The organism is Microbulbifer sp. CnH-101-G, from assembly GCF_052466775.1.
This window is the reverse complement of the sequence record NZ_CP174292.1, coordinates 914788-941386: the sequence shown is the minus strand read 5'-3', so window position 1 is coordinate 941386 and position 26599 is coordinate 914788. Positions and strand designations below refer to the sequence as shown.

20 protein-coding genes are annotated in these 26599 nt (G+C 46.3%); 11 read left to right on the top strand and 9 right to left on the bottom strand.

What is annotated here, in order from left to right:
• Positions 1-88: 88 nt before the first annotated feature.
• Positions 89-1609, bottom strand: a complete 1521-nt coding sequence (gene gndA, locus ACJJID_RS04350; RefSeq protein ID WP_444921644.1) for an NADP-dependent phosphogluconate dehydrogenase — start codon at positions 1607-1609, stop codon at positions 89-91.
• A gap of 1032 nt (positions 1610-2641) precedes the next feature.
• Here gndA and ACJJID_RS04345 point away from each other — a divergent pair.
• Positions 2642-3124, top strand: a complete 483-nt coding sequence (locus tag ACJJID_RS04345; RefSeq protein WP_152452678.1) for a hypothetical protein — start codon at positions 2642-2644, stop codon at positions 3122-3124.
• A gap of 284 nt (positions 3125-3408) precedes the next feature.
• On the opposite strand, the gene ACJJID_RS04340 is transcribed toward ACJJID_RS04345, so the two are convergent.
• Together ACJJID_RS04340 and ACJJID_RS04335 are read right to left on the bottom strand one after the other, a co-directional pair.
• Positions 3409-6417 (bottom strand): TonB-dependent receptor, encoded by a 3009-nt coding sequence (locus ACJJID_RS04340; protein WP_444921643.1) that lies wholly within the window; start codon positions 6415-6417, stop codon positions 3409-3411.
• Between the two features lie 596 nt (positions 6418-7013).
• On the bottom strand, positions 7014-7529 hold the full coding sequence (locus tag ACJJID_RS04335; protein ID WP_444921642.1) for an RNA polymerase sigma factor: 516 nt from the start codon (positions 7527-7529) through the stop codon (positions 7014-7016).
• 165 nt (positions 7530-7694) lie between these two features.
• Here ACJJID_RS04335 and ACJJID_RS04330 point away from each other — a divergent pair, with 165 nt between their 5' ends.
• The 8 genes from ACJJID_RS04330 to ACJJID_RS04295 all read left to right on the top strand — a co-directional run bounded on the left by ACJJID_RS04330 (position 7695) and on the right by ACJJID_RS04295 (position 14365).
• Positions 7695-7976, top strand: a complete 282-nt coding sequence (locus ACJJID_RS04330) for a hypothetical protein (RefSeq protein ID WP_444921641.1) — start codon at positions 7695-7697, stop codon at positions 7974-7976.
• 313 nt (positions 7977-8289) lie between these two features.
• Complete coding sequence (locus tag ACJJID_RS04325) at positions 8290-9762, top strand: alpha/beta hydrolase (protein WP_444921640.1); 1473 nt, start codon at positions 8290-8292, stop codon at positions 9760-9762.
• Between the two features lie 120 nt (positions 9763-9882).
• Entirely contained in the window at positions 9883-10977 is a 1095-nt protein-coding gene (locus ACJJID_RS04320) for a PaaI family thioesterase (RefSeq protein WP_444921639.1), read from the top strand.
• A gap of 145 nt (positions 10978-11122) precedes the next feature.
• Positions 11123-11656: a DUF2058 domain-containing protein gene (locus ACJJID_RS04315; RefSeq protein WP_152452668.1), complete on the top strand. Its 534-nt coding sequence runs from the start codon at positions 11123-11125 to the stop codon at positions 11654-11656.
• 8 nt (positions 11657-11664) lie between these two features.
• The gene (locus ACJJID_RS04310) at positions 11665-12222 is read left to right on the top strand and encodes a DUF1415 domain-containing protein (protein ID WP_444921638.1); all 558 of its coding nucleotides are present in this window, start codon (positions 11665-11667) and stop codon (positions 12220-12222) included.
• Between the two features lie 3 nt (positions 12223-12225).
• Positions 12226-12813: an endonuclease dU gene (locus tag ACJJID_RS04305; RefSeq protein ID WP_444921637.1), complete on the top strand. Its 588-nt coding sequence runs from the start codon at positions 12226-12228 to the stop codon at positions 12811-12813.
• 206 nt (positions 12814-13019) lie between these two features.
• On the top strand, positions 13020-13481 hold the full coding sequence (locus ACJJID_RS04300; RefSeq protein ID WP_444921636.1) for an NINE protein: 462 nt from the start codon (positions 13020-13022) through the stop codon (positions 13479-13481).
• A gap of 374 nt (positions 13482-13855) precedes the next feature.
• Entirely contained in the window at positions 13856-14365 is a 510-nt protein-coding gene (locus tag ACJJID_RS04295) for a 6-carboxytetrahydropterin synthase (protein WP_444921635.1), read from the top strand.
• Between the two features lie 142 nt (positions 14366-14507).
• On the opposite strand, the gene ACJJID_RS04290 is transcribed toward ACJJID_RS04295, so the two are convergent.
• Both ACJJID_RS04290 and ACJJID_RS04285 read right to left on the bottom strand, forming a co-directional pair.
• Positions 14508-14990: a hypothetical protein gene (locus tag ACJJID_RS04290; RefSeq protein WP_444921634.1), complete on the bottom strand. Its 483-nt coding sequence runs from the start codon at positions 14988-14990 to the stop codon at positions 14508-14510.
• Positions 14991-15244: 254 nt separating this feature from the next.
• Positions 15245-15730, bottom strand: a complete 486-nt coding sequence (locus ACJJID_RS04285) for a hotdog fold domain-containing protein (protein WP_444921633.1) — start codon at positions 15728-15730, stop codon at positions 15245-15247.
• Between the two features lie 500 nt (positions 15731-16230).
• Here ACJJID_RS04285 and ACJJID_RS04280 point away from each other — a divergent pair, with 500 nt between their 5' ends.
• Positions 16231-17151 (top strand): haloalkane dehalogenase, encoded by a 921-nt coding sequence (locus ACJJID_RS04280; protein ID WP_444921632.1) that lies wholly within the window; start codon positions 16231-16233, stop codon positions 17149-17151.
• A 93-nt stretch (positions 17152-17244) separates the two neighbouring features.
• On the opposite strand, the gene ACJJID_RS04275 is transcribed toward ACJJID_RS04280, so the two are convergent.
• Positions 17245-19329: a neutral/alkaline non-lysosomal ceramidase N-terminal domain-containing protein gene (locus ACJJID_RS04275; RefSeq protein WP_444921631.1), complete on the bottom strand. Its 2085-nt coding sequence runs from the start codon at positions 19327-19329 to the stop codon at positions 17245-17247.
• 788 nt (positions 19330-20117) lie between these two features.
• Between ACJJID_RS04275 and ACJJID_RS04270 the strand changes: the two genes are divergently transcribed.
• The gene (locus tag ACJJID_RS04270) at positions 20118-23246 is read left to right on the top strand and encodes a cellulose binding domain-containing protein (RefSeq protein ID WP_444921630.1); all 3129 of its coding nucleotides are present in this window, start codon (positions 20118-20120) and stop codon (positions 23244-23246) included.
• 50 nt (positions 23247-23296) lie between these two features.
• Here the strand turns inward: ACJJID_RS04270 and ACJJID_RS04265 are convergent, their stop codons facing one another.
• The 3 genes from ACJJID_RS04265 to ACJJID_RS04255 all read right to left on the bottom strand — a co-directional run bounded on the left by ACJJID_RS04265 (position 23297) and on the right by ACJJID_RS04255 (position 25527).
• Positions 23297-23710, bottom strand: a complete 414-nt coding sequence (locus ACJJID_RS04265) for a nuclear transport factor 2 family protein (RefSeq protein ID WP_444921629.1) — start codon at positions 23708-23710, stop codon at positions 23297-23299.
• Positions 23710-25059: a 3-carboxy-cis,cis-muconate cycloisomerase gene (gene pcaB / locus ACJJID_RS04260; protein WP_444921628.1), complete on the bottom strand. Its 1350-nt coding sequence runs from the start codon at positions 25057-25059 to the stop codon at positions 23710-23712. Before pcaB ends, ACJJID_RS04265 begins: the two co-directional genes overlap by 1 nt.
• Positions 25060-25281: 222 nt before the next feature.
• Positions 25282-25527 (bottom strand): hypothetical protein, encoded by a 246-nt coding sequence (locus tag ACJJID_RS04255; RefSeq protein ID WP_152452646.1) that lies wholly within the window; start codon positions 25525-25527, stop codon positions 25282-25284.
• Positions 25528-26599: the final 1072 nt, after the last annotated feature.

Below are 26599 nucleotides of genomic sequence, written 5' to 3'. Positions count from 1 at the left end.
GTGGTAACCAGCTACCAATTCACTGACTCCGAGTGGGGCAAAAGCCCCACTCAAGACCAAAGTGCCAGTAGCTAATCTTTTATCTCTACTAAATCTCTACAACCGGGCGGCCCGGCTCATTCCACTGTACGTGGTACTTGCGCTGCTCGGGCTGATCTACACGTGAAAAAGTATGCGCGCCGAAGAAATCCCGCTGCCCTTGCAACAAGTTGGCAGGCAGGGATTCCGAGCGGAAGGCGTCGTAATAACTTAAGGCCGAAGACAGCGCCGGCACCGGAATACCGTTCAGGGTTGCACTGGCAACCGCCTGACGCCAGTTAGCCTGGTGGTCGGCGATCTGCCGGGTAAAGAAGTCATCTAATAACAAGTTGGAGAGTTTGGGGTCTCTGTTGTAGGCATCACTAATGGACTGCAGGAATACCGCCCGGATAATACAGCCGGCGCGCCAGATTCGTGCGATTTCCGAGAAGTTCAGCTGCCAGCCCTGCTCCCGCGCAGCCAGTTTCATCAGGTCAAAGCCCTGAGCGTATACGCAGATCTTGGCACAGTAGAGAGCATCGTGTAGCTGCTGAATAACCTCCTCGCGTTGCTCTGCCGCCACCTGAGTGAGCTCCGGGCCCTTGAGTTTCTTTGCGGCACGAGTGCGCAGAGTTTTGCGGGTAGACAGGGAGCGAGCGTAAACCGCTTCGGCAATGCTCGGCGCCGGGCATCCCACTTCCAGACTACTAATAGCAGTCCAAAGGCCGGTCCCCTTCTGGCCCGCACGATCCAGAATCACATCCACCAACGGCTGTTCGGTAACGGAATCCAGGGTAGACAGTACTTCCGCACTGATATTGATTAAATAGCTGTTCAATGGGCCGCGATTCCACTCACGGAACACTTCGGCAATCTCCGCCGGTGACATCGCCAGGACACTGCGCATCACGTGGTAAGCTTCGCAGATCATTTGCATATCCGCATACTCAATGCCGTTATGCACCATTTTCACATAGTGCCCAGAGCCAATAGGGCCGATATAAGCCGCACAAGGCTCCCCACCTTTCACCGGATTACCTGGCTCAAAGCGTTCGATGGGCTGACCGCTGGCCCTGTCTACTTTGGCCGAAATCGCGTGCCAAACGGGCTCGATACGACTCCAGGCGTAGGGATCGCCACTGGGCATCAGAGACGGCCCAAAACGCGCACCCACTTCACCACCAGATACCGCCGTAGTGAAGAAAATCAGCTTACCTTCATAGCGCTTGGCACGCTCTACCGAGTCGGTCCAAAGGCTGTTGCCTGTATCCACAACAATATCATCGGCCTTGAGACCGGCATCAAGAAGCTTGCTACAGACATCATCTACTGGCGCCCCTGCAGGCACAGAGAGAATGATCAGGTGCGGTGCTTTGACCTTAGCCAACAACTCGGTATATGAATTACAGATTTCTACACGTGCAGGCTGATCACCACGTTCTTTTTTATCCTGCTCCAGCAGTGCATTGAGCCGGTTGTGATCCAGGTCGAAGGCGCAGACCCGATAGCCATTATCGGCCAGGTTCAGGATCAAGTTCTTACCCATCACACCGGCGCCGATAAAGCCAATGTCGCACTGTGAATCAGACATCAAATTCTCCGTCATAAGATAGGGGGGCTTTCAAGGGCGCGGAGTATAGCAACATGAATCAATGGTCGGGAGGGTAAAAATTCATCAAAGTAGCCTTCCGCCTCCCAAGATACATCAACTACCAACAGGGTTTAGCCGATCACTGGCTTCAGGCGGTAAAACTGACCAACCCATCAAATATAATGCCACCAAAAGCCAACGATGGAGATTTACGAGTAAAAAGAGCTAAATCAACAACATGTAAGAGGTAAGACTGATACAAAATACCAGAGAACTGCCAATAGGCAGGGATAATAAGAAGACCTAATAGACCTCAATGAAGAGGTTTAACTTATTAAACTCGTTGGAAACAGTGATACCCTTCACCAAGCCTCTAGGTTTAACAAACATCACTTGTTAACCCATTTAAGGGAATTAATAAGTATCAATCAATCACGAAATCACTTTGAAACAGCATCGCTCAGCTACTTTTCAAAAAATCAACAAGAATATAGTTTTCAAATAAATATAAATTCCATTTTTCTATGAGGAGCCTGTATAGGAGGACTTCACAACATCAGAATGGCTACTGACTCGTCTCGCCCCTACTCTGAGCGGTTCCCTCCATAGGGTAGTTGTTATCTTTAGCCACTCCAAAGTGAAAGGGCTCACAGTAGTTTCAACTTAAAATTTCAGATTCCCCCTGCAAGCATCTCAGCCCCCATAAGCCTCATAATCTATTGCAGATATGTCAAGATCAACAAACTGACCTGAAGACTCCAATACAAAAAAAGAATTAAAAATCAGATAAAGCACAGCAAAAAGCTTACTGCCAATAGTCTTTAGAAGTAAGAAAACAAGCTAAATTTCAGATTCACATAACTTACACAACAAAAAACCAATAACTAACACAAACAATAATTCCACGTCGATTTTCTCTGCAAGCCTCCCCCCGCCCTACCTACCATGTCGTCTTTAATTATGAAAGGGCTTCCTTTCCATCGATGATGCGACGTTAAAAACATATAACTTAGGTTTGAGGAAATTATTATTATGAAAAAGATCCTTACTGCAGCCACGCTTTGTATCGCTACCGCAGGACTGACGGGCTTGGCTAGTGCCGCAACTTGGTCGCCTTCTGGCGCTATCGCCCTGGCGAATGTTGGAAACTTAACAGTTAAGAAAGGTATTCAACTCACCTGCTCCCTCTCCGGCAGTGTTAACTCAACCGGTACAGATGCTTCAGTAGGCAGCTTAGCGTTATCGGGAGGCTTTTTGAATATGTGCAACAGGGTTACTTTTAACAACTTACCCTATGAATTGGTTGGACATTCCAACAATAATGTCACCTTAAAGAATGTATCTGTTGCCGCTGTAACAGGAAATTGTGTGGGAGACCTTGTGGGTACATTTAATCAGGGAAATGGAAGAATAACCTTTAATAATGCACAAATCCCAAGCTCCGGTAGCGGCAGTGATTGTTTTATTAACGGCGTAATTTCAACCAATCCGCAATCATCATTTACCGTTCCCTAGCAAGAGTGAAGTAATACAAACATAGAAATACCGCTAGTTTTTACTAGCGGTATTTCTTTAATGAGAGCCCAATAAAACCTTAAGATTTCTTGCTCTCCTTTTAGTGCTTTCTAGTGCACACATCAACAGATCAAGGTATTCGAAATAGCCCCTACAATCTTTAATGTATACCACTAAAATTACTGACAGTAGTTTTTGACTGGCAATACAAAGTTATTTGGAGCGCCACTACAAACCAACAAAAATTTTCTTCTGTCAGCTCGTCGCGGCATCTCCAAAAAACCTTAGAAGCCTTTACTAATACTAAAGCCAACTATACGTGGCTCTAAAGTAAAGACATTAGTAGTTAGACCCGAGTCATCACTATTGGTAAATAAGTCAGTGATTGGTGCATCATCGAAGATGTTCTTCACATAGAGCTGCATATACAACTCCGAATTAGGATTACTCAGGCTGACAGAGGCATTCAAATTGCTCCATGCTTTTAGACGATCATAATCGGTATTATATACACGTGCATAACTCTCTGATTGCCGATAGTAATCGGCGCGTAAGGTAAGATCCCAGTCTTCGATAGGTATAGTGTGCTCCATCCCTAAATTTAGGGTAAAGCGCGGAGCATTAGGAAGCTCATTACCACTTAAGTCAGCCGCAAAACCTCGTGCTCCATTCGGTGCATCAGTAATTGGGTTATAGGGTTCTGATAGTAACCAATCAAAGTATTGATCAGATTCAATTTCCGGTGTAAATGATCCCCATCTACCCGTAGTATCACACAAAGCCCAGAGCATTAATGGGTAATCTATTGCAAAGGTTGCCTCAACTACGTCCTTTGGAGCAATACAATTAGAAGGTACTTGAAGGCTTGGCCTCACTACGAGCCAGTCTTCATGCCCCTGAGTACGATTCATTACATCGATAGACTCTTCACCATCCGCGATACGGGTCTTCAGATAACCCATATTCATATCCAGCCGAGTGCTGTCTGTAAGCTGCCATGCCAATTCCAGCTCAAGCCCCATACTCTCCGCATCAAAGTTTTCATTTAATGAAATACGGTCAACGATTTGGGAAACTTGATAATCGCTATAGTCATAGTAAAAAGCGTTAGCATTAAGCGTTAAACTCCCATCAAGTAAAACATTCTTTGTTCCAATTTCAATTGCATTAACAAATTCAGGTTCAAAGGTTTCATCTAAAGGTTGATATTGCACAACATTGGGATCAATATCTGCACGAGGAGGGTTGGTACCGCCCCCTTTATAACCGTGAGCAAAGGAGAGGTAAAACATAGTTTCATCGGTAAAAGGCGTATCTGTACGCCAGTCTAGCACGGCGCGCCCCGTATACTCCTTCCAGCTTTGAGTAACCTCGTCATCCTCAGGGTATCCTTTATAAATCAGTCCCCCAGAGGCCGAGCCAGGAACAATCTCACCGGTATCATTATTTGTTTCAGTTCCCAATAATAATTGACTGGGTACTGGCGTGGAGCGCTTGCGATCATCGGTATAACGCAAACCAGTAGTTAACTTCACATCATCAGTAATTTGCCAGTAGGCCTCTCCGAATAGGGCCCAAGAGCGCGTCTCAACCAAGTTGCGACTAAGGAAATAGTTGTGACCTTCCTCATCTATGTTTGCTAACGAGTTATAATCCACATACATGCAATCTTGAAAACCCTCTTTACTCTGAGGATCCGTACAATTCACTGAGCCCAATCCAGACTCAGGATCATAGACTCCATTGTATACATGCTCAGCAATCAGGGTGAACATATTGTTAAATACAAAGTAATCATCCTGAGTTTTAAAATCCAGGTAGTTTGCACCTACTGAAAAATTCCAAGGCCCATCAAAAGATGTTTGAAGTCTGAATTCCTGACTCCACTGCTTGTTATCAGATCGGCTGATATCTACTGCTAATATCCCCTCTGAAGGACCTAGCTGTGGATCGGTATAAACTCCATCCGGCGTAGGGCCTGGGTCCATTCCAAATTCAGTAGAGTCACTAAAAATCGCATCGGAAACATACCGGTTGTAGTCTTGGGAAGAGTAATAGTCATCCTTGGCGTAGGTTGACTGAGAAAAAAACGTCAGAGTATCACTCAATTCCCATGAAAAATTTAATTGCACCAGGTCATTTTCAGCACGAAACACAGGATCAAAACTAGTAGCGATCTCACGCAAATCTCTGGATTGCTCGGCATTGGCATAAGGATTGGGAAGAAATTCCTTCATTACCGGGTAATAACCAAAAAGAAGTGCTTGTGGAGCAACAACAAATGCAAGTCCCTTAGCATTTGTCGTACCATACGCTTCATCACTATAGATTGAGCCAGGTAAACAACCTTGACTAAAGAAACCCCTATAATTCTCAGGTACTTCAGTATCCCCTATCTTTGAAATGCCTGGATCTGTAGTACAGAGCTGCTTCCCAGTACGTGAGCGCTTATCGTCTTCTTCAAAGTGCTGCCAGATTAAGTTGGCGCTAAAATTATCGGCAGGCTTCCACTCAAAGATTGCACGAGTGGAATAGAGGTCGCGATCATTCACATCATTTCCGGTATAAGTATTGGTATCAAAACCATCTCGCTTGGTCATAGCACCGGAAAGACGAAGGGCTAAAGTATCGCCCATGGGCAGATTAAACATACCACTAGTGCGTTTGGAGTTATAATTGCCTATTTCCACCTTAATTTCAGAATCCAATGCATCACCCGGCATTACCGGCAGCATGTTAACCACACCGGCGGTAGCGTTGCGGCCATAGAGTGTGCCCTGAGGGCCCCGTAGCACTTCTACCCTCTGGACATCAAAAAATTCTTGCTCGAATAGCCGATTCCGAATCAATGGCGCATTGTTAAAACTCACTGCCACTGCTGGATCCGTAGCCGCAGAGACCGCTTTGGTACCCACTCCCCGAATGGAAAAGTTATAGGTACTAAAATTAGATTTGGAGAAATTTACATTCGGCACTGCCCGCAGTAGTTCCTCACCACGTTCGATCTTCAAGGCATCCATGTTGTCCCCCGAGAGTGCCGAAACTGCAATAGGGACATCCTGGATACTCTCTTCAATCTTTTGGGCCGTTACCGTCACTTCCTCAATAGGCTGTTTGGAGCGGCTACTTCTTTCAGTATCCTGCCCATCTTGGGCAAGCACTCCAGAAGGAGTAATAGACATTGCTAGGCATGTTATTGCAGCACTGTACCAAGGGGTTGTTCGATTAAGCGGATTGGTGGCACGAATCGCTTGTGCAATCAAATTTTTTTGCTTACGCAGGCTCATCATCATTCTGATTCTCTCTATTATATTTTCTCTATTTTTCTGTCAGCCAAACACCACCTTATCTCAGGCCTAACCAGGTTAAAGACGCATTTCAATTTCAATCGGGGGGATACCCCTATCTATCAAAGCTTTTTTCTATATACACACCCCCTACAACCAAAAAATTAACCCAATCAAATTAACATAAAAAAACAAAAGCAATGACCAAACATTCCAGCAAACCACCTTTCAATCAACTTTTATAAAAGGGTTAGTTTCCAGCAAGGGAGTGCAGGTTTCCTCTATCTTTCACTCCTGAAAAACCTTCAGGAGTGTAGTTCAAGCTAGCAAAAGTCGATTTAAAATTTGGAAATGTAAGCGGATAGAGACGTGCACTTACGAAGCAGGGTAAACCCATCTTAAATTTAACAAGTCGCGAAGTATTTAGATTGCTTGTTGACAAAGAGTCAGAACAACTATTCTTCGATTAACATTACTGGAGCACACTGGAAGCATCTTGAAGCATCTTGAAGCATCTTGAAGCATCTAACGACTGGGCAATATTCCTACCTCACCAGCCTTAACCTGAAGGATAATTATATTAAAATATTTGAGAGAAAGAGCTACGGAACCTCTTCCAAAGCCCTTCTCAGTTTTATCAGTGCGCGCTGAATAAGCTCCTTTACCGACTCTTTGGAGATACCCATACGTTCAGCAATATCCTGATAGGTCATACCTTCAAAGCGGTGAAATTTGAATGCAGTCCCTGCTCGGGGAGGCAACCCTAAAATCGCCTTCAATACGCATCGACAATCCTGTATACCTATTACTGTACGTTCAGGCGTGATCACATCAGGAATATCCAAATCTTGCGAGAGTGATTCATGGAACGTTCGGCATCGTGACTTTTGGTATCGGCTATGACTAACCAAAAGATTTTTAGCAACTGCAAAAATATAGCCTCTTGGGTTTTCAATCTCTATATCGGATTGATTGAGGTGCCAATGTAACTGAGCAAAAACCTCCTGGACCAGATCATCAACATCAGCAGAGTTTACTCTAGATGAGAAATATCGTCTCAACCTTGGAAGGTACTCATCCACCCAAGGAGAAATATCTTTTTGATAAAATTTATCCATAGTGAAACACACACGTGATTCAACTAATTATTTAGCACCCTTCAACACAGAAAAGATTAGACAAATAAACAGAACAACATACATGAGAATGGAAAAATTTATTTTTATAATTAACTTAAGACAACACCCCCACAACACTAAAAACAAGCAAAACACAGCAAGCGCTTGGCGGCAGCTACCATCAAGAAAAATCATCGACCTCAAAAAGCTACAATTACATTAACGGAGAATAACCGCACAGGAAATTTAGATAAACTTCTCTCAGAAGTCTTCAAGCAGAATAGAACGCCTTTTTCACGACAAGCAACACCAACCCATACAATCACTAAGCAAGCTCATACACCTCACTCACTTAATACATCCCAAGCCGGAGTTAATCGTTTATTCTTGACCAAGCTGAACGTTACCTGGCAACCAATCTTCTTAATCAACACCGCCCTGCCCTAATCGATACCAATAGTCCCAATACCCGAATGGTACGATTGTGAAATAAAGAACAGCATATAAGGTCAATGTGACCATTAAAACTTTTATGCTTTCTTGTGACAACCTGTCTATTTAGCAAAATCAAGACTGACCAAAGAAGAATGATGGCCTAAAACGCTACATCGATAAATATCAAGCTTTCCTAAAAAGTATTGAAGTAAGTTCGCCTCGTAAGGAAAGCCTGAGAAAATCTCCCATCCTATTGTCAATTGGCTCAATCAATATTTTTCAAGTATAAAATACGAAAATTCGATCTAAGGAAGGATAGTAGTCAATGCGATTTATCTTCAATCACCCCTTGATTAAGGGAATTCTATTTTTAGGCCTCCTCGCTAGCACAGCAATCACCCATGCAGAGCCCGCTAAAAACGAGGAATTATTCACCTTTACAACCTGGAGCAAACAGACTGCGGATGGTCTTAAGGGCTTCTTTGAAGTACCAGAAAATCGCGGTACTCCTAAAAGCCGCTCGCTAAAAATTCACTATGTACGCTTTCCTGCAACCGGAAAGCAACCGGGTCCACCCATCATCTATCTAGCTGGTGGCCCAGGCGGGTCGGGTATTATGGCCGTTAACTACCGTTTTGATATGTTTATGGCTCTGCGGGAGTACGGCGATGTCATCGCCTTGGACCAGCGGGGCACCGGCCGCTCAAACGATCTTCCTAACTGTGAATCCCGGCAAGTGGTTCCCGCACTGGAAAAAATCTCCGACGCCAAATACATCGAATATCATCGCGAAGCATTGCGAGAATGCTTAACATTCTGGCGCGAAAAAGGTATCGATCTCGCGGGTTATAATACCCTGGAAAATGCCCGCGACCTGGAAGCCCTACGCCAACATCTGGGCGCAGAGAAAATTGTCCTGTGGGGCACATCTTATGGCAGCCACCTAGCCTTTGCGGCATTGAGGGAAATTGAAGGCTCGATCGCTAGAATGATTCTTTCCAGCGCCGAGGGTCTTGGCCAGACCATTAAACTGCCGGCGCGCACTGAATCTTACCTGGACCGCCTGCAACTAGCCGTGGATCAACAACCCTCCGCTAAAGCCGCCTATCCGGATATCAAGACACTGATCAAAAGAGTGCACACAAAGCTGGAACGGGAACCACTCAAAATTCAGATCCCTCAGCGAGATGGCGAGAATCTGGATTACCTGCTTCAACGCCGGGATATGCAGCGGATAGCTTCCTCTTTTATCGCTGACCCCAAAAGTGCCGCCTACTTATTGGGTTTCTATCGCTCGATCGATTTGGGGCAGGTACCGGCTTTTGACAAGGTGCCCAGGCGTTACTTCCCCGATGGATTCCACAGCCCGGGAACTCCGATCTCCCTGCGCGCCATGCCAACGGCAATGGATATTGCCTCAGGTATGAGTAAGCAACGCAAGTTACAAGTGAGGGGGCAAGCCGAAAACGCTTTGCTAGGCGACTACCTCAATTTTTCCTATCACTATGATGGATTGGCCAGGGAGCTTGACCTGGGTGAGAATTTCCGCAGTAACCCCCGCAGTGATATTCCTGTTTTACTTTTGAGTGGCACACTGGATGGGAGAACCTATATAGAGAGCCAACGCGAGGCAATGTCGGGGTTGGACAATGCCACTTTGGTGACAGTAGAAAATGCCGGACACAATTTATTTATGGCATCCCCCGAGATACAGGAAACCATCAATTTTTTTTTGGAGGGGCGCCCAATTGAAAAAACCACCCTAACCCTGAATTTGCCGGATTTTTCTCCGAAATAACTACTCCCTCTGCCAATCAGCGGCAGGTCCAAAATACCTGCCGCAAAACCACCCTCACATTCCCTCGTTGACCAAGCCTTTGCACATTAATCTTGCAATAGATGAATTTGGAGGCGGGGGATGACCAATATCACCGACGAAGTTCATCGCGGTGCCATCTGTGACCTGCGAGCGTTGCAACAACCCGGTCTACAGACTTTCAAGCGATATATTCGAGGAAGTCTACCGGGACCGCCCTTTTGGCGGCTCACAGGTATGCAGCCAACGGAAGCGGGGCTTGGTAAAGCCACTTACTCAATGCCTATTACGCCCTGGCTGGCAGACGGTACCGGCGTTTACTGGGGTGGTATCTATGCGATGTTCGCTGACGCACCCCTCGCCTCCGCAATCTGGACCACCCTGCCAGCTGGTAAAGTACTCAGCACGTCTGAGCTGAACATGTGTTTTATCCGGCCTATTACCAGCACCACACAAAATATTGTCGGCAGGGCCACCACGGTGCACTCTGGTAGCCAGGTAGGCCTCTCCAGTATCCAGATTAATGACCAGGAAGGTAGAACCCTTGCTTATGGTAGCACCCGCTGCCTGATTGCTGACTTTCCGGTCAACCCAAATCAGGAATTGCCACTGCCAGACTTGGGGCCCACTGATCCACCAGATCCATACCTGAGACCTCCACCCAATCCCTATTTTTGCGATATGGCGCAATTACCTGAGCAGACGCCCATTGAACTGCAGCGCACCACCATTAACGAGGGCCGCACTCACCCTATATGGATGCTTACCGGCTACCGCGCGATCGAGATTGAGAACGGCCGCTGTATCTCTACTATGCCCTCATCTCCCTGGTTCTCTAACGGCACCCTGTCTATCTACGGAGGGCTGCTGGCCTGGGCGGCGGACTTCACCATGGGGGGAGCCGTATATTCCACATTACCAGCGGGCAGTATTTTTGCCACCCTCGATATGCATATTCGCTTTGCCAGACCGGCCAAGCTCAATAGTGGGGATCTGATCCTCGAAGCTCAGGTTTTGCACCGCGGTCGCCAGCTAAGGGTTTCCTCCTGTAACATCGACACCCCCAGCGGCAAGCGCGTGGCTATCGCCACCGGCTCAGCACTAATGATTCCAGGGGGCGCGCAGATGTTGAGCGAGGGTAAAGAACCCGATGAAATTATTGCTACCGCCACTTCCGGTAAGCCATGGACTCCCTAATTCAAATTCCCTGCCAGCACTAAGGCCATCTTCGGGTAAAATGCCCTACACCCATGTCAGGGAAACTCTCTGATTACAACTTGACCAAGTGGCCACCAAGCAAATGGCGGCTCATAATCCAATTCACAATTGCAGGATACAGACTATGGCCTCACTGCAAGACCAGCTATTACAAGCGGGACTCGTCGACAAGAAAAAAGCCAAGCAGATCGGTAAGGAAAAGCGCAAGCAGCAAAAGGTTGCAAAGAAATCATCACAGCCACAGGTTGATGAAACCAAACTGGCCGCGCAACAGGCCCGCGCCGAGAAGGCCGCACGGGATCGTGCACTGAATGCCGAACGCGATGCGGCGGCTCAACAAAAGGCCATCGCCGCACAAATCAAGCAACTGGTGGAAAACAACCGACAGCCCTACTCTGGCGAAACTGCTTACAATTTCACCTTTGATAAAAAAATCAAAACCATTTATGTCAGTGAGACACTGCGTGACCACTTAATAGCTGGCCGCCTGGTAATTGTCGCCCAGGGTGAACGCTTTGAACTGGTACCCAGAGTAATCGCCGACAAAATTGCCGAGCGCAATGCCGACATCATCGTGAAGCCCGCAGAGACTTCCACTCCAATGGATGAAGACGATCCCTACGCTGACTTCCAAATTCCTGACGACCTGATGTGGTAAGCGAGTTCATGGAGCAAGATGTTACTCAGGTAGTGGAACAATGGCTCACCAATGTTGTGGTGGGCCTAAACCTTTGCCCTTTTGCACGCAAACCCCAGCGCGCTGGCCAGATTCGCTACAAAGTCAGCGAGGCAGATGAGGATAATGCTCTACTAGCGGACCTCCTCAAAGAGCTTCAATTACTCGACAGCACGCCGGAAGATGAGCTACTGACTACCCTGCTGATTATCCCCAAACATCTTCAGGACTTTTCTGACTACAACCAGTTTCTCGACCTGGCTGAATGGCTTCTGAAGCGCAACCGCTACGAGGGCACCTACCAGCTGGCCAGCTTCCACCCAGACTATCAATTCGCAGGTACTGCCCCAGAGGACGCAGAGAACCTCACCAATCGTGCTCCCTACCCGATTCTGCACCTGCTGAGAGAAGAAAACCTGGCCAAAATGATCGACCTCTATCCAGATCCAGAGAGCATTCCGGAAAATAATATCCAACGGGTCGAATCTCTTACTCAGGAGGAGAAGCTGCGGCTTTTTCCCTATCTATTCCAGCAAATGAAAAAATAGCCGATGAAGCCACTCGCAGAACTTCTTCGCCTGAAGAAAAGACTTCGTATTATTGGCTTTGACGATGCTCCTTTCCAAAAGGAACGGGGCTCACCGGTTAACATCAGTGGGATAATTTGTACCAACACCCGCTTTGAGGGCATGCTCTGGGGTAAAGTACAAAAAGATGGTATGGATGCCACCGAAGTTATTACGCAGTTACTGCAAAACAGCAAATTTTATCCACAAATTAACGTGGTGCTAATTGATGGCCTCGCCGTTGGAGGCTTCAACATCATCGACTTACCCAAGCTGACCGAATCACTAAGGTGCCCTTGCATCGCCGTAATGCGCAGGCCTCCCGACATGTTGGCCATTGATAAAGCGCTAAAGAATTTCTCTGATTACCCACTACGCAGGCAAACTCTGCTAAAAGCGGGTGAGATTTACTCTGACAGAGGGTTTCACTTCCAGGTGCAGGGCTGTGCCCCGAATATTGCTGCCCAGGTACTGGTGCAAGCTACCGATAACGGTAACGTACCTGAAGCCCTCCGATTAGCACATATGATTGGAGCAGCGGTAATAACTGGGCAGAGTGGGAATCGTGCTTAGGTTCTAAGTAAGGGGTCATGCTGGCTTTATCAACCTATTGAATAAGTATGACATTGTTCTATGTATCATCACCTCTTGCAGAAAAACTTCGATAGATATTAGTATTGCTTCGACTTACAAATCCTACCAACTTGAAGTGGGGATCATGGCAGGGAGGCTCATTGTAAGAGTTTTTCAGCCAATAATTATAAACTTAGAGATAAAAAATGACTGAAAATGTATATAGACAGCCAGAATCCATTCTGGAAAAGAATTTAGTCTTTTGTCGTGATTGTGGCCAGAAAATTTCTGTGACCGCCACTACTTGCCCTAGCTGTGGTGCCACCCAATTGATAGGTGGAAAAAGCAAAGTAACTGCTGCCTTGCTGGCTTTTTTTCTGGGAAGCTTCGGTATACATAGATTTTACTTGGGACAGTGGTGGGGGATTTTCTACCTGCTATTCTTCTGGACAGGTATCCCAGGTATAGTTTCTTTTATCGAGATGATTGTATTCCTTTGCACTTCTGATAGTAACTGGGCGCAGAAGTATGGTAATAAGCAAGGTGTATCAGCACTTGTCCTAATTCTAATATTCTTCCTGGCAATTATTCCCATGATTGGCATATTGGCAGCTGTTTCAATTCCGGCGTACAACGACTATGTTGAACGCGCTCAGCAAGCCAGATAAAGACCAACGTAGTTGAAGGGTCTACTATTTTAATTTTGGTAGACCCTTCAAGCCCCCTCTTTTAACATTCAACTTCATGCAGTTCCTACTTTTTACCCATAAAAAATTAAACCGAACTTTCTTATCCTACACACGCAATTTTTATAAGACACCTTGGAAACCCGCAAGATACAGCTACGCCCCCGCCTGACAAAGCTATGTTTTATTGGCTTCTGCAATACCATCCGCACATTAAAAATTTTCCCTAACCGTGCCACTTATTTGATCATTTATACACAATATGCCTTCACTATGGTAACGGTACAGGGATCTTAGAGGCGTGATTATGCTAATCTTCAGGCGATAGCATCAACCCCACTAAAGAGATCACCCCAATGGCTCAGCATTTCAATATCACCTACTGTATTGATCTCAATATTACCAAGAAAGTAAATTACGCCTATATCGAGGACAACTACCTGGAAGAGGGCTTTGTTGGGTATAGGTATCGGGTGGAATGTACATGCAGGGTAAAATACCAAGATCCACCCACAGATATGTCTTTCTTAAAAACTATATTTAGAGCCGAGATTCAAGACTTATGTGATCACGCTACGATTATTGACTCTCAAGATCCCTTTCTAAAGGAAATCATCAGCTCCGATGAATATACAAGCATCATCAACCAACAACAAAATAAGCCACACTTTATTCTAAAGAGTTCAAAGGTTGGAAAATTATGCATAACCCCTTTTAAACCAAGTTCTGAAAATCTTGCCAAAGCTTGGCATGAAGCCATTAGCCAAAAAATTACAACCCATAACTCTGTCCCAGATATCAAATTCGAAAAGATAAAAGTTTGGGAAACTAACAACTGGTATACAGAATATTCCGCAGATCTATAAATCGTGAAAAACTTCAGAATATCAATAAAGTAAACTCGCCGAAGTAAACAATTATCGAAAAAACAAGGGCAAGGTAGGCTATTTCTTACTTGCTCGCAGAAAGAAAAAACCACCCATAAAACATATTCTAATACTGGGTTACCTATAGAATAACTGCCCGGTCCCTAGTGCTATCGGTAAAGAGTGCAATCAAAGAGAACTGACTAAACCCTTGATCAGTAGAGAGAAACTCCTTGCACCAAAAATGCAAATCCTCAGAAAACATCCCCAGCGCAGCTTGCTTTTCACTGTCAGATTCATATTCGGATTCTTGTAATTGCTTTTCTAGCGCTGTGAAATGACAGCGAACAAGCACTCGAGAGTCATTCTCTCTTTGGTCATCCGTGACAGACAACGTTAAAGTCGAAGCTAGTGGCTCCCAGTGGATCAGAAAAAAGCGGGAAGTATCGTTTACGTTTTGGTTAAATTTGGAAACGGCCCGTTCCAAGTTCTCAGCAAGATCCTGATAAATATCGTCGCTACTTAGTGCCGGGCTTTCAGTACTATGTACTTCATACTCAGCAACACCTCCCGTGACCTCTTCAAAGGGAGATGTCGAATGATCCAGTTTCCAAATTAAACCCATAATTCCTCCAGGTAGTCGATCGATAACTATTACCAGCTGATCTATTTTACGACTTTCTGGACCTCTCTACACCCACTCCCCCCTTACAACTATCACCGACACCCACCTAGAACTGCTTAAGAGACCAGGTCTGATGCGCCAAAGTTGTCGTGAAAAGGCTGTGGAGAGCGGCCAAGCCCTCGATGAAAGATCAATTTTGGCAATTTACGACAGGCTGTATGCGTGCTGACAAGCCACAGCCCATCGAGAAACCATTACTTGGTTACAGGACGTTGGGATACCCGCATAGTGATATCCGCGTGGAATACCTCCTCACCATTGGTATCGAAGACTCCCACCGGCATCACTACATCCCCAGCCTCAATGGAGGCAAAATCTGGATACTCACAAACCGCTCTCAGGTTGGTTTTCGCCATTTTCAGGTACTTGACTTCCATACCCACAGGAATCCAGCGGAAGCGGCGATCCAGGGAAACATCCAGACAAACCCCACCGGCAAGTTCAGCAGCATTGCACATGGCAATGGCATGCACGGTGCCGATATGGTTCGTCACACTCCAGCGTTTCTTCAAAGATACCTCTACGCGCCCAGGTGATATTTGGGTAAAGCAGGGCTTGATAGACCTGAAGTAAGGTGCCTTGAAAGCGACAATCTTAGAAACTGCCCAGCGTCCAAACGCCGAACCACCAAACTTCTTCCAAAGCTGCAAAACTGCACTCTTCGAGGACTGATACTCCATCTTGTCTCACTACCTAAATTATGAACTGATTAGACCCCGGTTATGGGGGCTGATATTGGGTGCACTATACAACACCTCTTTGCTCGTTCAGGTAATCAGATCTATCAGGTCAATTGACCCGCAAGTATGCCGGAATGCCGGAAGACCCAGGGCAGTGAGTGGTAACTTGTAGATAGATAGCTACAGCAGATCCCTTCCTGGAGCTCGCCATGCATGTATTTTTAGATGAGAGAGCCATATTTTTAATATGGCAAGTAAGTTGGCAGTTAATAATGAAAATCGCCAGTCCTTAATCTCTATTCAAATTATAAAGATCAAAATCATGGGAATGGTCCTTTCCAGCAGGAGATTAAATTTTAAAAACCAGTGTATTTAAAACTCTAAGGAACCATTTATACACCTTGTCAACTTTATTCAGCCTATTTATTAGGCTATGGTTGAACGTCGAGGATTCACAACATAAGACCACTTACCAACTTTTTAATAAAAGAGGGTTATCTATGTCTATTGAGCGATTAAGAACTCCCGAAGAACGCTTCTCCATTCTGCCTGGTTTTCCCTACCAACCTCATTATATCGATAGCCTGGATGGCTACGATTCCATGCGCATGGCCTATATTGACGAAGGAAACTCCAATGCGGAAACGACATTCCTGTGCCTGCACGGAGAGCCTAGCTGGAGCTATTTATACCGCAAAATGATTCCAGTATTTGTTGAAGCCGGGCATCGGGTAGTTGCCCCGGATCTCTTTGGCTTTGGTCGTTCAGACAAGCCTGTGGATGACAAGGTCTATACCTTTTACTTCCATCGAAACAGCCTGATAAAACTGATTGAGCACCTAAACCTTAAAAATATCACTTTGGTTTGCCAGGATTGGGGCGGCCTACTGGGGCTCACCCTCCCCATGGATATGCCGGGTAGGTTTACTCGCTTACTGGTAATGAATACCGCGATTGCAGCCGGTGATGGTGCCTCTGAAGGTTTTTACCACTGGAGAAACTTCTCTGTCAGTGTTCCAGAAATCCCGGTAGGTGGACTGATCGCCAATGATGCCAGATCTGAAGTTAATCTCTTGGATATAGTCGCTTATGATGCGCCCTTCCCAGACAACCGCTATAAGGCTGGGGTCCGCCGTTTCCCTTCGATTGTGCCGGTTGATCCCGGTATGGAGGGTGCAGAACTGGGGCTTAGAGCCAGGGAGTTCTGGTCCAGTAACTGGGAAGGTGATAGCTTTATGGCGATTGGGATGCGAGATGCCGTGCTCAGTGAAAAAGTAATGGCAATGCTGAGGAGCACCATCAAAAACTGCCCGAAACCTCTCAAAGTTGAAGAGGCCGGTCATTTCGTACAGGAGTATGGCAAGGAAATTGCTGAAAAGGCCCTAGCCCACTTTCAACTACAAAAGGCACCGGCCCAATAAACAGCGATGAAAGGGAAGAATTGCAAATAGTTCTCTCCAGAGCAGGCCGTTCCCACGGCCTGCTTTCTGGGGATTTGAGTAAGCCTTACTGACTTATTTATTCACAGTAAAACTGCTGGACTTTCCGCTGTAACTCGTGATTTTACCGCTCCAACCGCTCTTCCAGTTACCTTTGTGTTTGATGCGATAGGTACCCGCTGGGGTATCCTCACCGATCACCCACTGACCCTCGGCAAAAGAGCAAGCCAAACAGTCCACCGCAGTATCTCGCGTCCAGATAAAACGGGTATCCAGGTCATTATCCGTAAGATAGGTTTCCCAGTTACCATTTACCTTGCGCTGCACTTCGATAAAAGTGCCCCCGGTTCTGAGATTATTGCGTGGGTGGCCGGAGCGGAAGCTTGCGGAGACGGTATCGCCAACGGAATAGCTGTTACGCACATCATCCCAAACCTGCCCAAAGGATTCCCATAGGCGCTTGTCATCGTAGACCACACCAATGACATGTATGATCTGGTCATCGGATAAATCCGCCGGTGTCGGTCCAGCATCGACCGCCAAATCATTGTTCATGGCATCGGCCATTTCCGTGTAAATCTGTTGGTAAGCCGCTAGGGTGTTGGGGCCATAGATGGTATGCCCACCTTCGTAGTGCTGGCGGTCAAACTCTTCATGAGTGGTGACATAACCGGTATAAGCATTGGCCAGACCGGCAATAACCACGGTAGAAATACCGTGACCTTGCATCGCGGACAATACTTGCTCCTGTAAACGGCGACCGGCCATAGTAGTCATTTCACCCGGTGCGGCGACCAGGACCAGAGAGCCGATACGGAACATCTGGAATGGCAGATAGGGGGTATACAACTCCTGTCCAATCACTTTGCGCTCGACAAAAGTGGGCTTGGGATATTGGCAGGGATCGTCCTGTGTATCCTCGTAAACCGCAGCAGCGGAGAAAGCATTCATCAGCCCAAAAAGCGGGAAACCACTGATCACGGATTCGAACAAGCTCTCACTGCGATCCCACTCGGTGCCCTCATTTTCAACAGACATACCCTCGAAGATACCATCGATCCCACTAGGGCCATCCCAGGAGGAACCGGCGGTAAATGACCAGCCCACGGCGCCCTCACATATATTCTGCTGCCCTTCGCCGGTATATTCTCCAGCTACGGTATAACCGGGAAAATATATATACTGGTGACGGTAATCGAGATCGTTTAATAATTTACTGCCGGAAGCACTGTAGAGAGACTTAGCCTTAGTTACTTGTTTTTCTGCAGCCAACACAAGGCTCTCATACTCGCTAGAGCCACAACCATCTCCTGGCCCACAAATATTGGGGGAAGCATCACCCAAATTACTATTGGCAAAGGCTGCGACAAAACTCCCTGTGGTATCTGCCTGGCTTGCTGCCCATTGTTCAAATAAATAACTGGCAGCGCCCTTGTGATCACTACTCAGCTGACGCTGGCTTGTACCGAGTGAAACATTGTGCACCGCAAACCAGTTAATAATACCTAGAGCTTCATTATTGGCATTCACCAGCTTGAGCTGGGTCATGGTCTTATTGGTATCGTATTGATAGTCCTCGGCATCCGGATTTTGCGCATATGGCTCCGGGTTTCGATTGATACTGGTGTTAAGCAGTGTGCCCTGCTCCAGGTAAATGTCACCCTCTGCCAAACCATTATTCGCAGAAACTATTGATTGGTAGATACCTTCAACGATCGCGTTGTAGTTATCTTCCGCATAGCCAAGCGCGCTCATGTTTAACATCACATAATGGTCGTAACCACCGGGCCCAACATGTGTATGGGTAGCCGTGAGCATAACGTTCTCATCGGTATAGCGGCTGTTGCCATATTTGCTCTTAAGTTTGGCAATTACTCCCTGTTTAACCCCCTGGGGAATACCCTGTAAATCGGCAGAGACAAACACGAGACGCTCACTATCCTGTGCATTGGCAATCACAAATGCACGGGACCATAGACGGCTATGGATTCCCTTGGTGGTCTGACTGGTTTCACCGTAACCAACCATACCCACATCGGCGGCTGGACCAGTGATGTCATATTTACCTGCACCCAAAAGCCATTCCGCGCTAAGGGCAAAGGGGGTGTACCCAAGCAGCATAAAAAATGCGGCATACCACCGAATTATTATTTTCTTCATTTTTTCTCCATACACTTTTACACGAAAAGTTGCCGCATTGGCCTTCTCTCAATATCTTTGAAGCGCCAAAAAAGTGAGTCCCTTTCGCAAAAAGTCAGCTTGATATTGTGGGGTGAAAACTGGCCAGGCCAGTGGATGCCGGAGTACAGTAAGAAACTACTATAAGAAGCTACTATCGCCGGCTTTTATCTCTTCCTGATACCTCTGCCTCAACATCCCGATAAACCACGGAGAGTGATGGGCAGGATCAATGTCCTTGATCGCACCAATCGCTTATTATTTGTATAGGTACGTAGGTGCCAGCATACTCTAATTTCACCGCTCAGTATGCCTATCAGAATTCAGCGGCCGCCAAAATTATCCAGATTTTTTCAGTCCCAAAATGATACCAATCCAGCGGCGCACATAAATAACAATTAATTATTTCTGTCTGTCAGTTATGACAGCATCATTTATTTCAACAAATTGAGTAATACGAAGATGACCCATGCGTTCTCATAAAGGTTTGAACATCGGCATACTTGTCTCAGGTCACTTCATCACAAGGGTGAAAATGGCTAAAAACCAACAAAAGTTCCCAGTCTATGAGAGCTTTAGAAAATGCCGAGAGGGAGTACCAGGCTTGATCAAGCCCTTAAAGAAAAGATAACCCTATAGATAACGGTTTAGTCAGAAAATTATGCTTTGACCTTTAAGTCACAACCGAGTCGACCTCCTCAAAAGAAACTTTCTTGTCCCCCAAGGGCCTTAGAAGGGTTACATAAAATGAATAATTTAGTGGTTATCAGATGCGTGTAAGATTTTTTAAAACAGGCTTAACCTCCCTTCTTCTACTAGGTATCACACCTTTCTCAATGGCGGCAACCGACTGCGAAGTGAATATGGTTGTACAGAGCCAATGGGACAAGGGCTACATGGCTTCCGTGGTGGTGCGCAATACCGGTACAGAACCTATTAACGGCTGGAACGTCTCTTGGCAATGGCCTGGAGACCAAGTGATCGACGGTTCCTGGAATGCCAAGGTTTCCCAGAGTGGCAATGCAGCCTCCGCTGAAGGGACCGGCGACTTTGCCAATATCCCTGTAGGTGAGGCTCGCTCTTTTGGCTTCAACATCGCCTACTCCGGTGGTGCGCAGGTTCCAGCCAAAATCAATGCCAGTTGTGATAGCCAGCAAATACCTACGCCGACGACACCGGCAGAGCCACCCAAAGGGAATACACCCCTCTCGGACCTGGAAAGCTACAACTATATTCTGGGCACCCAGACGATCAGCCCGAAATACAGTTTCACCGGCGAAGGCTCCTTGGTGGAATCCGCCAAGGCCATCCGTGCAATGGGCTCTAACCTGCTTAAAATCGCCCTTTCCACCGGCTTATACGATGAGCTTAGGGGCAAAGGTCTGGACTACCAATTCAAACGTATGCTGAAAGAAGTACCCGCTTACCGAGAGGTACTGGATATGGACTTCTCCCACTATATGTTCTGGGTGGAGGACTCCGGATCTTGGATGGACAATAAAGGAATGTCCCAGGAAGAGCTCACCTGGCAGTACGACAAAATCTATGCGATGGCCGAATATCTGCTTACGCAGTACAGTGGCTCTGGTAAGACTTTTATGATCGGTCACTGGGAAGGCGACTGGAATCTCGTGCAGAAAGCCGATGGAACAAGAGATGATAGCCAGCAGAAAATCGATCCGCTGCGTATTCAGGGGTTAATCGACTGGCTGAACATCCGCCAAAAAGCCATTGAGGATGCCAAGGCCAATGTGCGTCACTCCAACGTCAACCTGTATCACTATGTTGAAGTGAACCGGGTGGAATCCGCTATGCAGGGCAAAGAGCGTATTACCAACGCGGTCCTGCCACATACCAATGTCGACTTGGTTTCCTATTCTGCCTACGATCTTACCACCAAAGAAAAGCACTCCGACTTCGCCACCCTACATGCCGAGCTCACCAAAGCATTGGACTTTATTGATTCAAAACTGCCACACAAGGCTGGACTGCCCTTCGAAAAGCGCGTGTTTATCGGTGAATACGGCTACGGGGAATCCTGGTTTAAAGATTGGGGAACCCGCTCCGGAGAAGCTCAAGACATGCTGTCTCGCAATGTGATTAAAACCGCCCTTGAATGGGGTTCTCCGTTTATTCTCTACTGGCAGATGTACGGAAATGAATACGATAGCTGGATCAATGAGTTTGTCGGCTATTGGCTTATCGATAACAACGGCAATAAAAAAGAGATTTACCATACCCACGAAAAATTTTACAAAGATGCCAAGAGCTATCTCAATAACTATCAGACCAAGCAGGGCAAGTTACCATCCGAATCAGAGTTCCGCGCTTTTGCCCTAAAATGGTTTGAGTCTTCTGCTACCACCACTCCGGACAACAATACGACTACGCCACCAACAACTCCGACCACAGGCACAGGCACAGGCACAGGCACAGGCACAGATCCAACACCCACAACTCCGGATACGCAACCCCAGGCCTCTGGTCAATGCACAGTGGAATACTCCATTCAAGATGACTGGGGCAATGGATTTATGGCTAACATTGTCATTCGCAATACCGGCAGCCAACCTTTGGACGCTTGGCAAATACAATGGCAATGGCCTGGCAACCAGAAAGTCACAAATTTTTGGAATGCAAAAGTGGTTGACCACTCAGGCTCTGTTACAGCCAGTGGCCAAGACACCATTCCGCCAGGGGAAGCTCGAGCTTTTGGCTTTAATGGTGAATATAGCGGAACCAACAGTAAGCCAACCCTTAGCGCCACTTGCCAGGCTAGTAGCTCAGACCAAGCTAGTACCTCCGATACATCGACCTCCCCTAACACCGCTACCCAACCCAGCGGTATTGGCAACTCTGCCCAAGGTGAAACGGGAAAAATCAAACTCTGGTTTATTGGTGACTCCATCACCTACGGTATGACCACCCTGCCCTACAACTCTATGGGCTTCCGCTCTCAAATCTGGCAACACGTTGTCGAAGCCGCCGATGGGAAATCCAATTTCCCTCTGAGTAGCAGCGATAATAATGGTGCGCTGACCATTAGCTACAATAGTCAACCCGTAGAAACTATCGGCACCGTGAGCGGTCCTACCGGGCCAGATGGCATAGAAAAGAAGTCTGGCAATTATTGGCACACTGGCATTCCGGGAGCCAGCACCAGCGATATGTTGTGCTTTCTCAACCCCACAGGTCACCAGATCCCTGCAGGCTACAGTTCTACCACCTGTGCTGACTCCATCGCCTACTTTAACTCTGTAGTTACTGAAATGTGCCGTGAGAGCGGCAATAGCGCAGGATGGCTAGACAACCAAGCCTGCCAATTAAACCAAAAGCTGGAAACCACAGATGCCGTTATTGTGCCCATTCAATTGGGCACAAACGATATTACTCACCTCAACAGGAGCGGCGCAACTCAGTGCAGCTCTACCCCGCAAGCTGGAAGTACGACTGCCAAGAAACTCGATCAAGTGGTCGCCAGTATTGTTTCAACGGAAAATATTCGGGATAACACAACTTTGGTAGGCAAAATTTACGGCCACCTCAATGCACTCGGGATACCAAACGACAAAATTGCTTTTGTGATTTCGACAATCCCCCGCCGGACAAACCTGGATGGCCAGGACCCATCCAACCACTGTACAGACTATTACAATACAAAAATCAAAAGTACTGTTGCTAGCATTGCTCCCTCAGCAAAAGTCTTCCTTGCCGACCAAGGTAATATTGTACCTACCGGTGACTCAGTACACCCCACCACCGCTGGACACAAGGTCATGGCCTGTAACCTGCTATATGGCTACAACTATGGACACTCCGAAAGCTTCCACTGCCCAATTCCTGGTAAGATTCCAAACACAGGGTTGCTTCGGGCATTTGCTGCTGTTTCAGCACAATAAATATTACCGTTAATGGTGCCAACAATTGAGATTCAAGGAATAGCTTTGGATTACCGCGGCATATTTTTTGGATGTACAAAGTCTCCATGTATTGGAGCAGTATCATAGATAATTTTCACTGATGAAAAAGCACTAAAGTCATCAGTGAAATCAAAGAGATCCACCACATCAATTGTGGCTGGATCTCTCCCCTCTACCGATCGGGTATAGCTAAGATAAATGGCAACCTGATTGGTCTTCACCCCACCATAAAGTATATTTCTCAAAACCATTGTACGATTGCTGATTGAGCGAAAAATATAAGAGTAAAAACTCTTCACAGAGCACTCCCCAAAAATTGGAGAGTATACGGATGCATTTGGAGTAAAAAGCGCCAATAATGCTTCCAAGTTACCCTGCTCTACAGCAGCTATATATTGGTAACAGAGCTGCTCAGTCTTCCCAATACATATCGTTTTACTCATCACTTATCTTGCCTGGCCAATGTCTGGTCCACCATCTCACCGCAGAGTCCCAGATAATTATTGGGATTGAGTAAATAATCCACTTCACTGCCGCTTAAAACCCCAGTTATCTCAGTATTTTCTTTTAAGAGGTCAGCAAAAGAGCGACCAGTCTCCATTGCTTTGCAACAAATTTTGTAAACCAAATCGTGGGCTTTTTCACGGCCAAGTTTGGGGCCTAGCCCCATCATCACTGCTTCAGAAGAGACCAGTCCCCCCGTCATTTCTAAATTTCGCAACATATTTTCTGGGTGCACATTGAGACCACTTAAAGCAAACCTAGCTTGTGCCAAAGCAGCAGCAGATAAACAGAAGATTTCAGGAAGAACCACCCATTCAATCTCCCAAGAACCTGTCGCTCGCTCGTGATCCTCTTCCATTGCATTCAGTAAAGCCGCCACCTGCTGCCGCACAATGGGTACTATTCCACTGATATACACCGAGGAGACGGGGTTGTGTTTTTGCGGCATAGTACTGGAAGCTCCTCGCCCTGAAGTAAAGGGTTCCGTAACCTCTCCAATTTCTGTCTGTGCCATCAGCTTGATATCTAGGGCTATTTTTCCCAATGTGCCGGTAATCAGACCCAACAGGCAAGCAACTTCAGCAATCCTGTCGCGCATGGTGTGCCAGGCAATCAGAGGCTTACCCAGGTTGAGTTCCTCCATAAGGCCAGCCTGCACTAAAAGGCCCTGCTCTCTTAAAGAAGCCAAATTGCCCGCTGCACCACCAAACTCGCCCACAAAGGCACGCTTCTTAATCTCCTCAAGGCGCTGCTGGTGCCTGTGGAAACCAGCCAGCCATACAGCTGCCTTATAGCCAAAGGTAATTGGCACAGCTTGCTGAAGGTTACTGCGAGCCACCATTGGTGTGTCCCTATAATCCTTGGCCAGGGTTGCCAGTGCATCGGCGATCGCATCTACTTCGGTTTCCACCAACTCCATTGCTGCCCGAATCTGCAATACGGTAGCGGTATCGGTAATATCCTGGGTTGTAGTGCCCCAGTGACACCACTGACCAAGACCATCACTACAGCGCTCAACTAACTGCTGTACAACCCCCAAGACCGGATAGCCGATCAATTCTGTTTGAGATTTTAATCGCTTGAGGTCAATTTCTTCGGTATGGCAATGTCTGCAAATCTCATCAGCCGCCTCTTCAGGAATAACGCCAAGTCGTGCCTGAACCCTGGCTAAGGCGGCTTCCACATCCAGATAGTATTGGACTCTTTGCCGATCCGAAAATATCTCGCTCATTGCTGGAGAGCTAAAGAGACCAGAAAAGACTTGGGAGTCAATAAGGGTTGCAGCCATTGTTAATATTCCAAACAGCAGGTAACAGTAGCAATGCTTTAAAACAATCTTTAATAGGTATAAAGGTAATCTAAAGATTCAGGAGCAAACCAAAGTCTAGATGTCATTTTTTCTAGATAGGATAAACAATAGCATTCAGGGAAGAATGCCACGGCTAGCTGACAACCTTGCTTCGGTCAAGTAGAGAAATAACAGGATCAAAGTAGTACTAAAACTAGGGCGCTAGCCAGCACCAAGACCAAAAGCCAGGTACCCCGTAATCGCCAATATAAGCAACAGTCCGATTAATCCTGCGCGACCTGGTATTTCCGAGGGAGGAGATTGTATATTTTTCTCACGCACATAAGTATTAACAATGATTTTTGCTTCTTTTAAATCAACCTTCTTGGACTCACGCAACAATTTCATAGCTTGAATCATTTCGCCATTTTCGATTGCATCAATTACATCTTTTTCCAATTCCATCATTGATCCACTTACGGCTCAAAGAACTATAATTTTGGCACGAGAAACATGAAATTGCATGGTTCCAACAATAACTCTGTCGGGTCATCCCTCGTAGCAGTTTGGGCACTATCCCTATGCCCGCCCAAGGGTTTGAGTTACCACCTTCCCATACGCCTGATCTTTTCAGAAACTAAACTAGTCGCAAAGGCGATTGTAGCCCAACGTCAAGATATAGTCGGAAGATAGCCTGTATGGACTATACTTATTAATCTGCCACTAATAGTGCTTTCCCCAGAGTGGACCGCCATCAAAGTCAGATCACTCCCCATAAACTTTGCCCAACCCACCAGCCGAATGGGTACTTTCGCCGATATACCGTCCACTCCCTTACTTTAAAGAAGTGAATTGAGTTTATGCCCCTACCTGAGAGACCAAAGAGTCAACTAGTTTGTGTTCACCACATTTGTTTTAAAACTATGTCCCTCCGCCAAAAACTATTACCCACCTAACCTATCAAATACTTCAACCCCTTGATTCAAATCAATCAAGATCAACACGAAATCAAAGAATTCCCACTGTAATTGCGGGTGACTCTTCCAGCCAGATCACAATAGGAGACATCAATATTGATAAGGTAATAACAAAAAATAAGTATATTTCATAAAATATTTTTGAACATCAGGAAGAATACCTTCTCACAAGTGTCACTTAAACAAATATGCAGCCCCAACATACTAGGGCGCCATAAAACCACCTAACCCGAAATGGGTATAAACATCTAATCATCAAGAGAAAACATTATTTGAAATTTAACCAGGAAAAGAACACACAACGAAAATCAACAAGAATTTAACAATTGCCAATAAAAATCCAACTTCGTATACTGAGATCACCCATAAAATTTCAAGCATAAAAATAAGAGCTGAACCACAGGATGTGCACTAGCAGTTTGCCAAGAGCCCAACCAATCACTTTAACTTTTCAATTAAAAAGAGAATTTGAAAACTCAATAAGCAGAAAAAATCATGATTGGTTAGTGTCATTACCCCAGGAAAAGCGTATTAAAAACTTCGGATCGAAGGTAGAACTTTGG

What these genes read in the sequence shown, in the direction of transcription:
- gndA (WP_444921644.1), bottom strand. Translation starts at nt 1,609, where the DNA reads ATGTCTGATTCACAGTGCGACATTGGCTTTATCGGCGCCGGTGTGATG.
- ACJJID_RS04345 (WP_152452678.1), top strand. Translation starts at nt 2,642, where the DNA reads ATGAAAAAGATCCTTACTGCAGCCACGCTTTGTATCGCTACCGCAGGA.
- ACJJID_RS04340 (WP_444921643.1), bottom strand. Translation starts at nt 6,417, where the DNA reads ATGATGATGAGCCTGCGTAAGCAAAAAAATTTGATTGCACAAGCGATT.
- ACJJID_RS04335 (WP_444921642.1), bottom strand. Translation starts at nt 7,529, where the DNA reads ATGGATAAATTTTATCAAAAAGATATTTCTCCTTGGGTGGATGAGTAC.
- ACJJID_RS04325 (WP_444921640.1), top strand. Translation starts at nt 8,290, where the DNA reads ATGCGATTTATCTTCAATCACCCCTTGATTAAGGGAATTCTATTTTTA.
- ACJJID_RS04320 (WP_444921639.1), top strand. Translation starts at nt 9,883, where the DNA reads ATGACCAATATCACCGACGAAGTTCATCGCGGTGCCATCTGTGACCTG.
- ACJJID_RS04315 (WP_152452668.1), top strand. Translation starts at nt 11,123, where the DNA reads ATGGCCTCACTGCAAGACCAGCTATTACAAGCGGGACTCGTCGACAAG.
- ACJJID_RS04310 (WP_444921638.1), top strand. Translation starts at nt 11,665, where the DNA reads ATGGAGCAAGATGTTACTCAGGTAGTGGAACAATGGCTCACCAATGTT.
- ACJJID_RS04305 (WP_444921637.1), top strand. Translation starts at nt 12,226, where the DNA reads ATGAAGCCACTCGCAGAACTTCTTCGCCTGAAGAAAAGACTTCGTATT.
- ACJJID_RS04300 (WP_444921636.1), top strand. Translation starts at nt 13,020, where the DNA reads ATGACTGAAAATGTATATAGACAGCCAGAATCCATTCTGGAAAAGAAT.
- ACJJID_RS04295 (WP_444921635.1), top strand. Translation starts at nt 13,856, where the DNA reads ATGGCTCAGCATTTCAATATCACCTACTGTATTGATCTCAATATTACC.
- ACJJID_RS04290 (WP_444921634.1), bottom strand. Translation starts at nt 14,990, where the DNA reads ATGGGTTTAATTTGGAAACTGGATCATTCGACATCTCCCTTTGAAGAG.
- ACJJID_RS04285 (WP_444921633.1), bottom strand. Translation starts at nt 15,730, where the DNA reads ATGGAGTATCAGTCCTCGAAGAGTGCAGTTTTGCAGCTTTGGAAGAAG.
- ACJJID_RS04280 (WP_444921632.1), top strand. Translation starts at nt 16,231, where the DNA reads ATGTCTATTGAGCGATTAAGAACTCCCGAAGAACGCTTCTCCATTCTG.
- ACJJID_RS04275 (WP_444921631.1), bottom strand. Translation starts at nt 19,329, where the DNA reads ATGAAGAAAATAATAATTCGGTGGTATGCCGCATTTTTTATGCTGCTT.
- ACJJID_RS04270 (WP_444921630.1), top strand. Translation starts at nt 20,118, where the DNA reads ATGCGTGTAAGATTTTTTAAAACAGGCTTAACCTCCCTTCTTCTACTA.
- ACJJID_RS04265 (WP_444921629.1), bottom strand. Translation starts at nt 23,710, where the DNA reads ATGAGTAAAACGATATGTATTGGGAAGACTGAGCAGCTCTGTTACCAA.
- pcaB (WP_444921628.1), bottom strand. Translation starts at nt 25,059, where the DNA reads ATGGCTGCAACCCTTATTGACTCCCAAGTCTTTTCTGGTCTCTTTAGC.
- ACJJID_RS04255 (WP_152452646.1), bottom strand. Translation starts at nt 25,527, where the DNA reads ATGATGGAATTGGAAAAAGATGTAATTGATGCAATCGAAAATGGCGAA.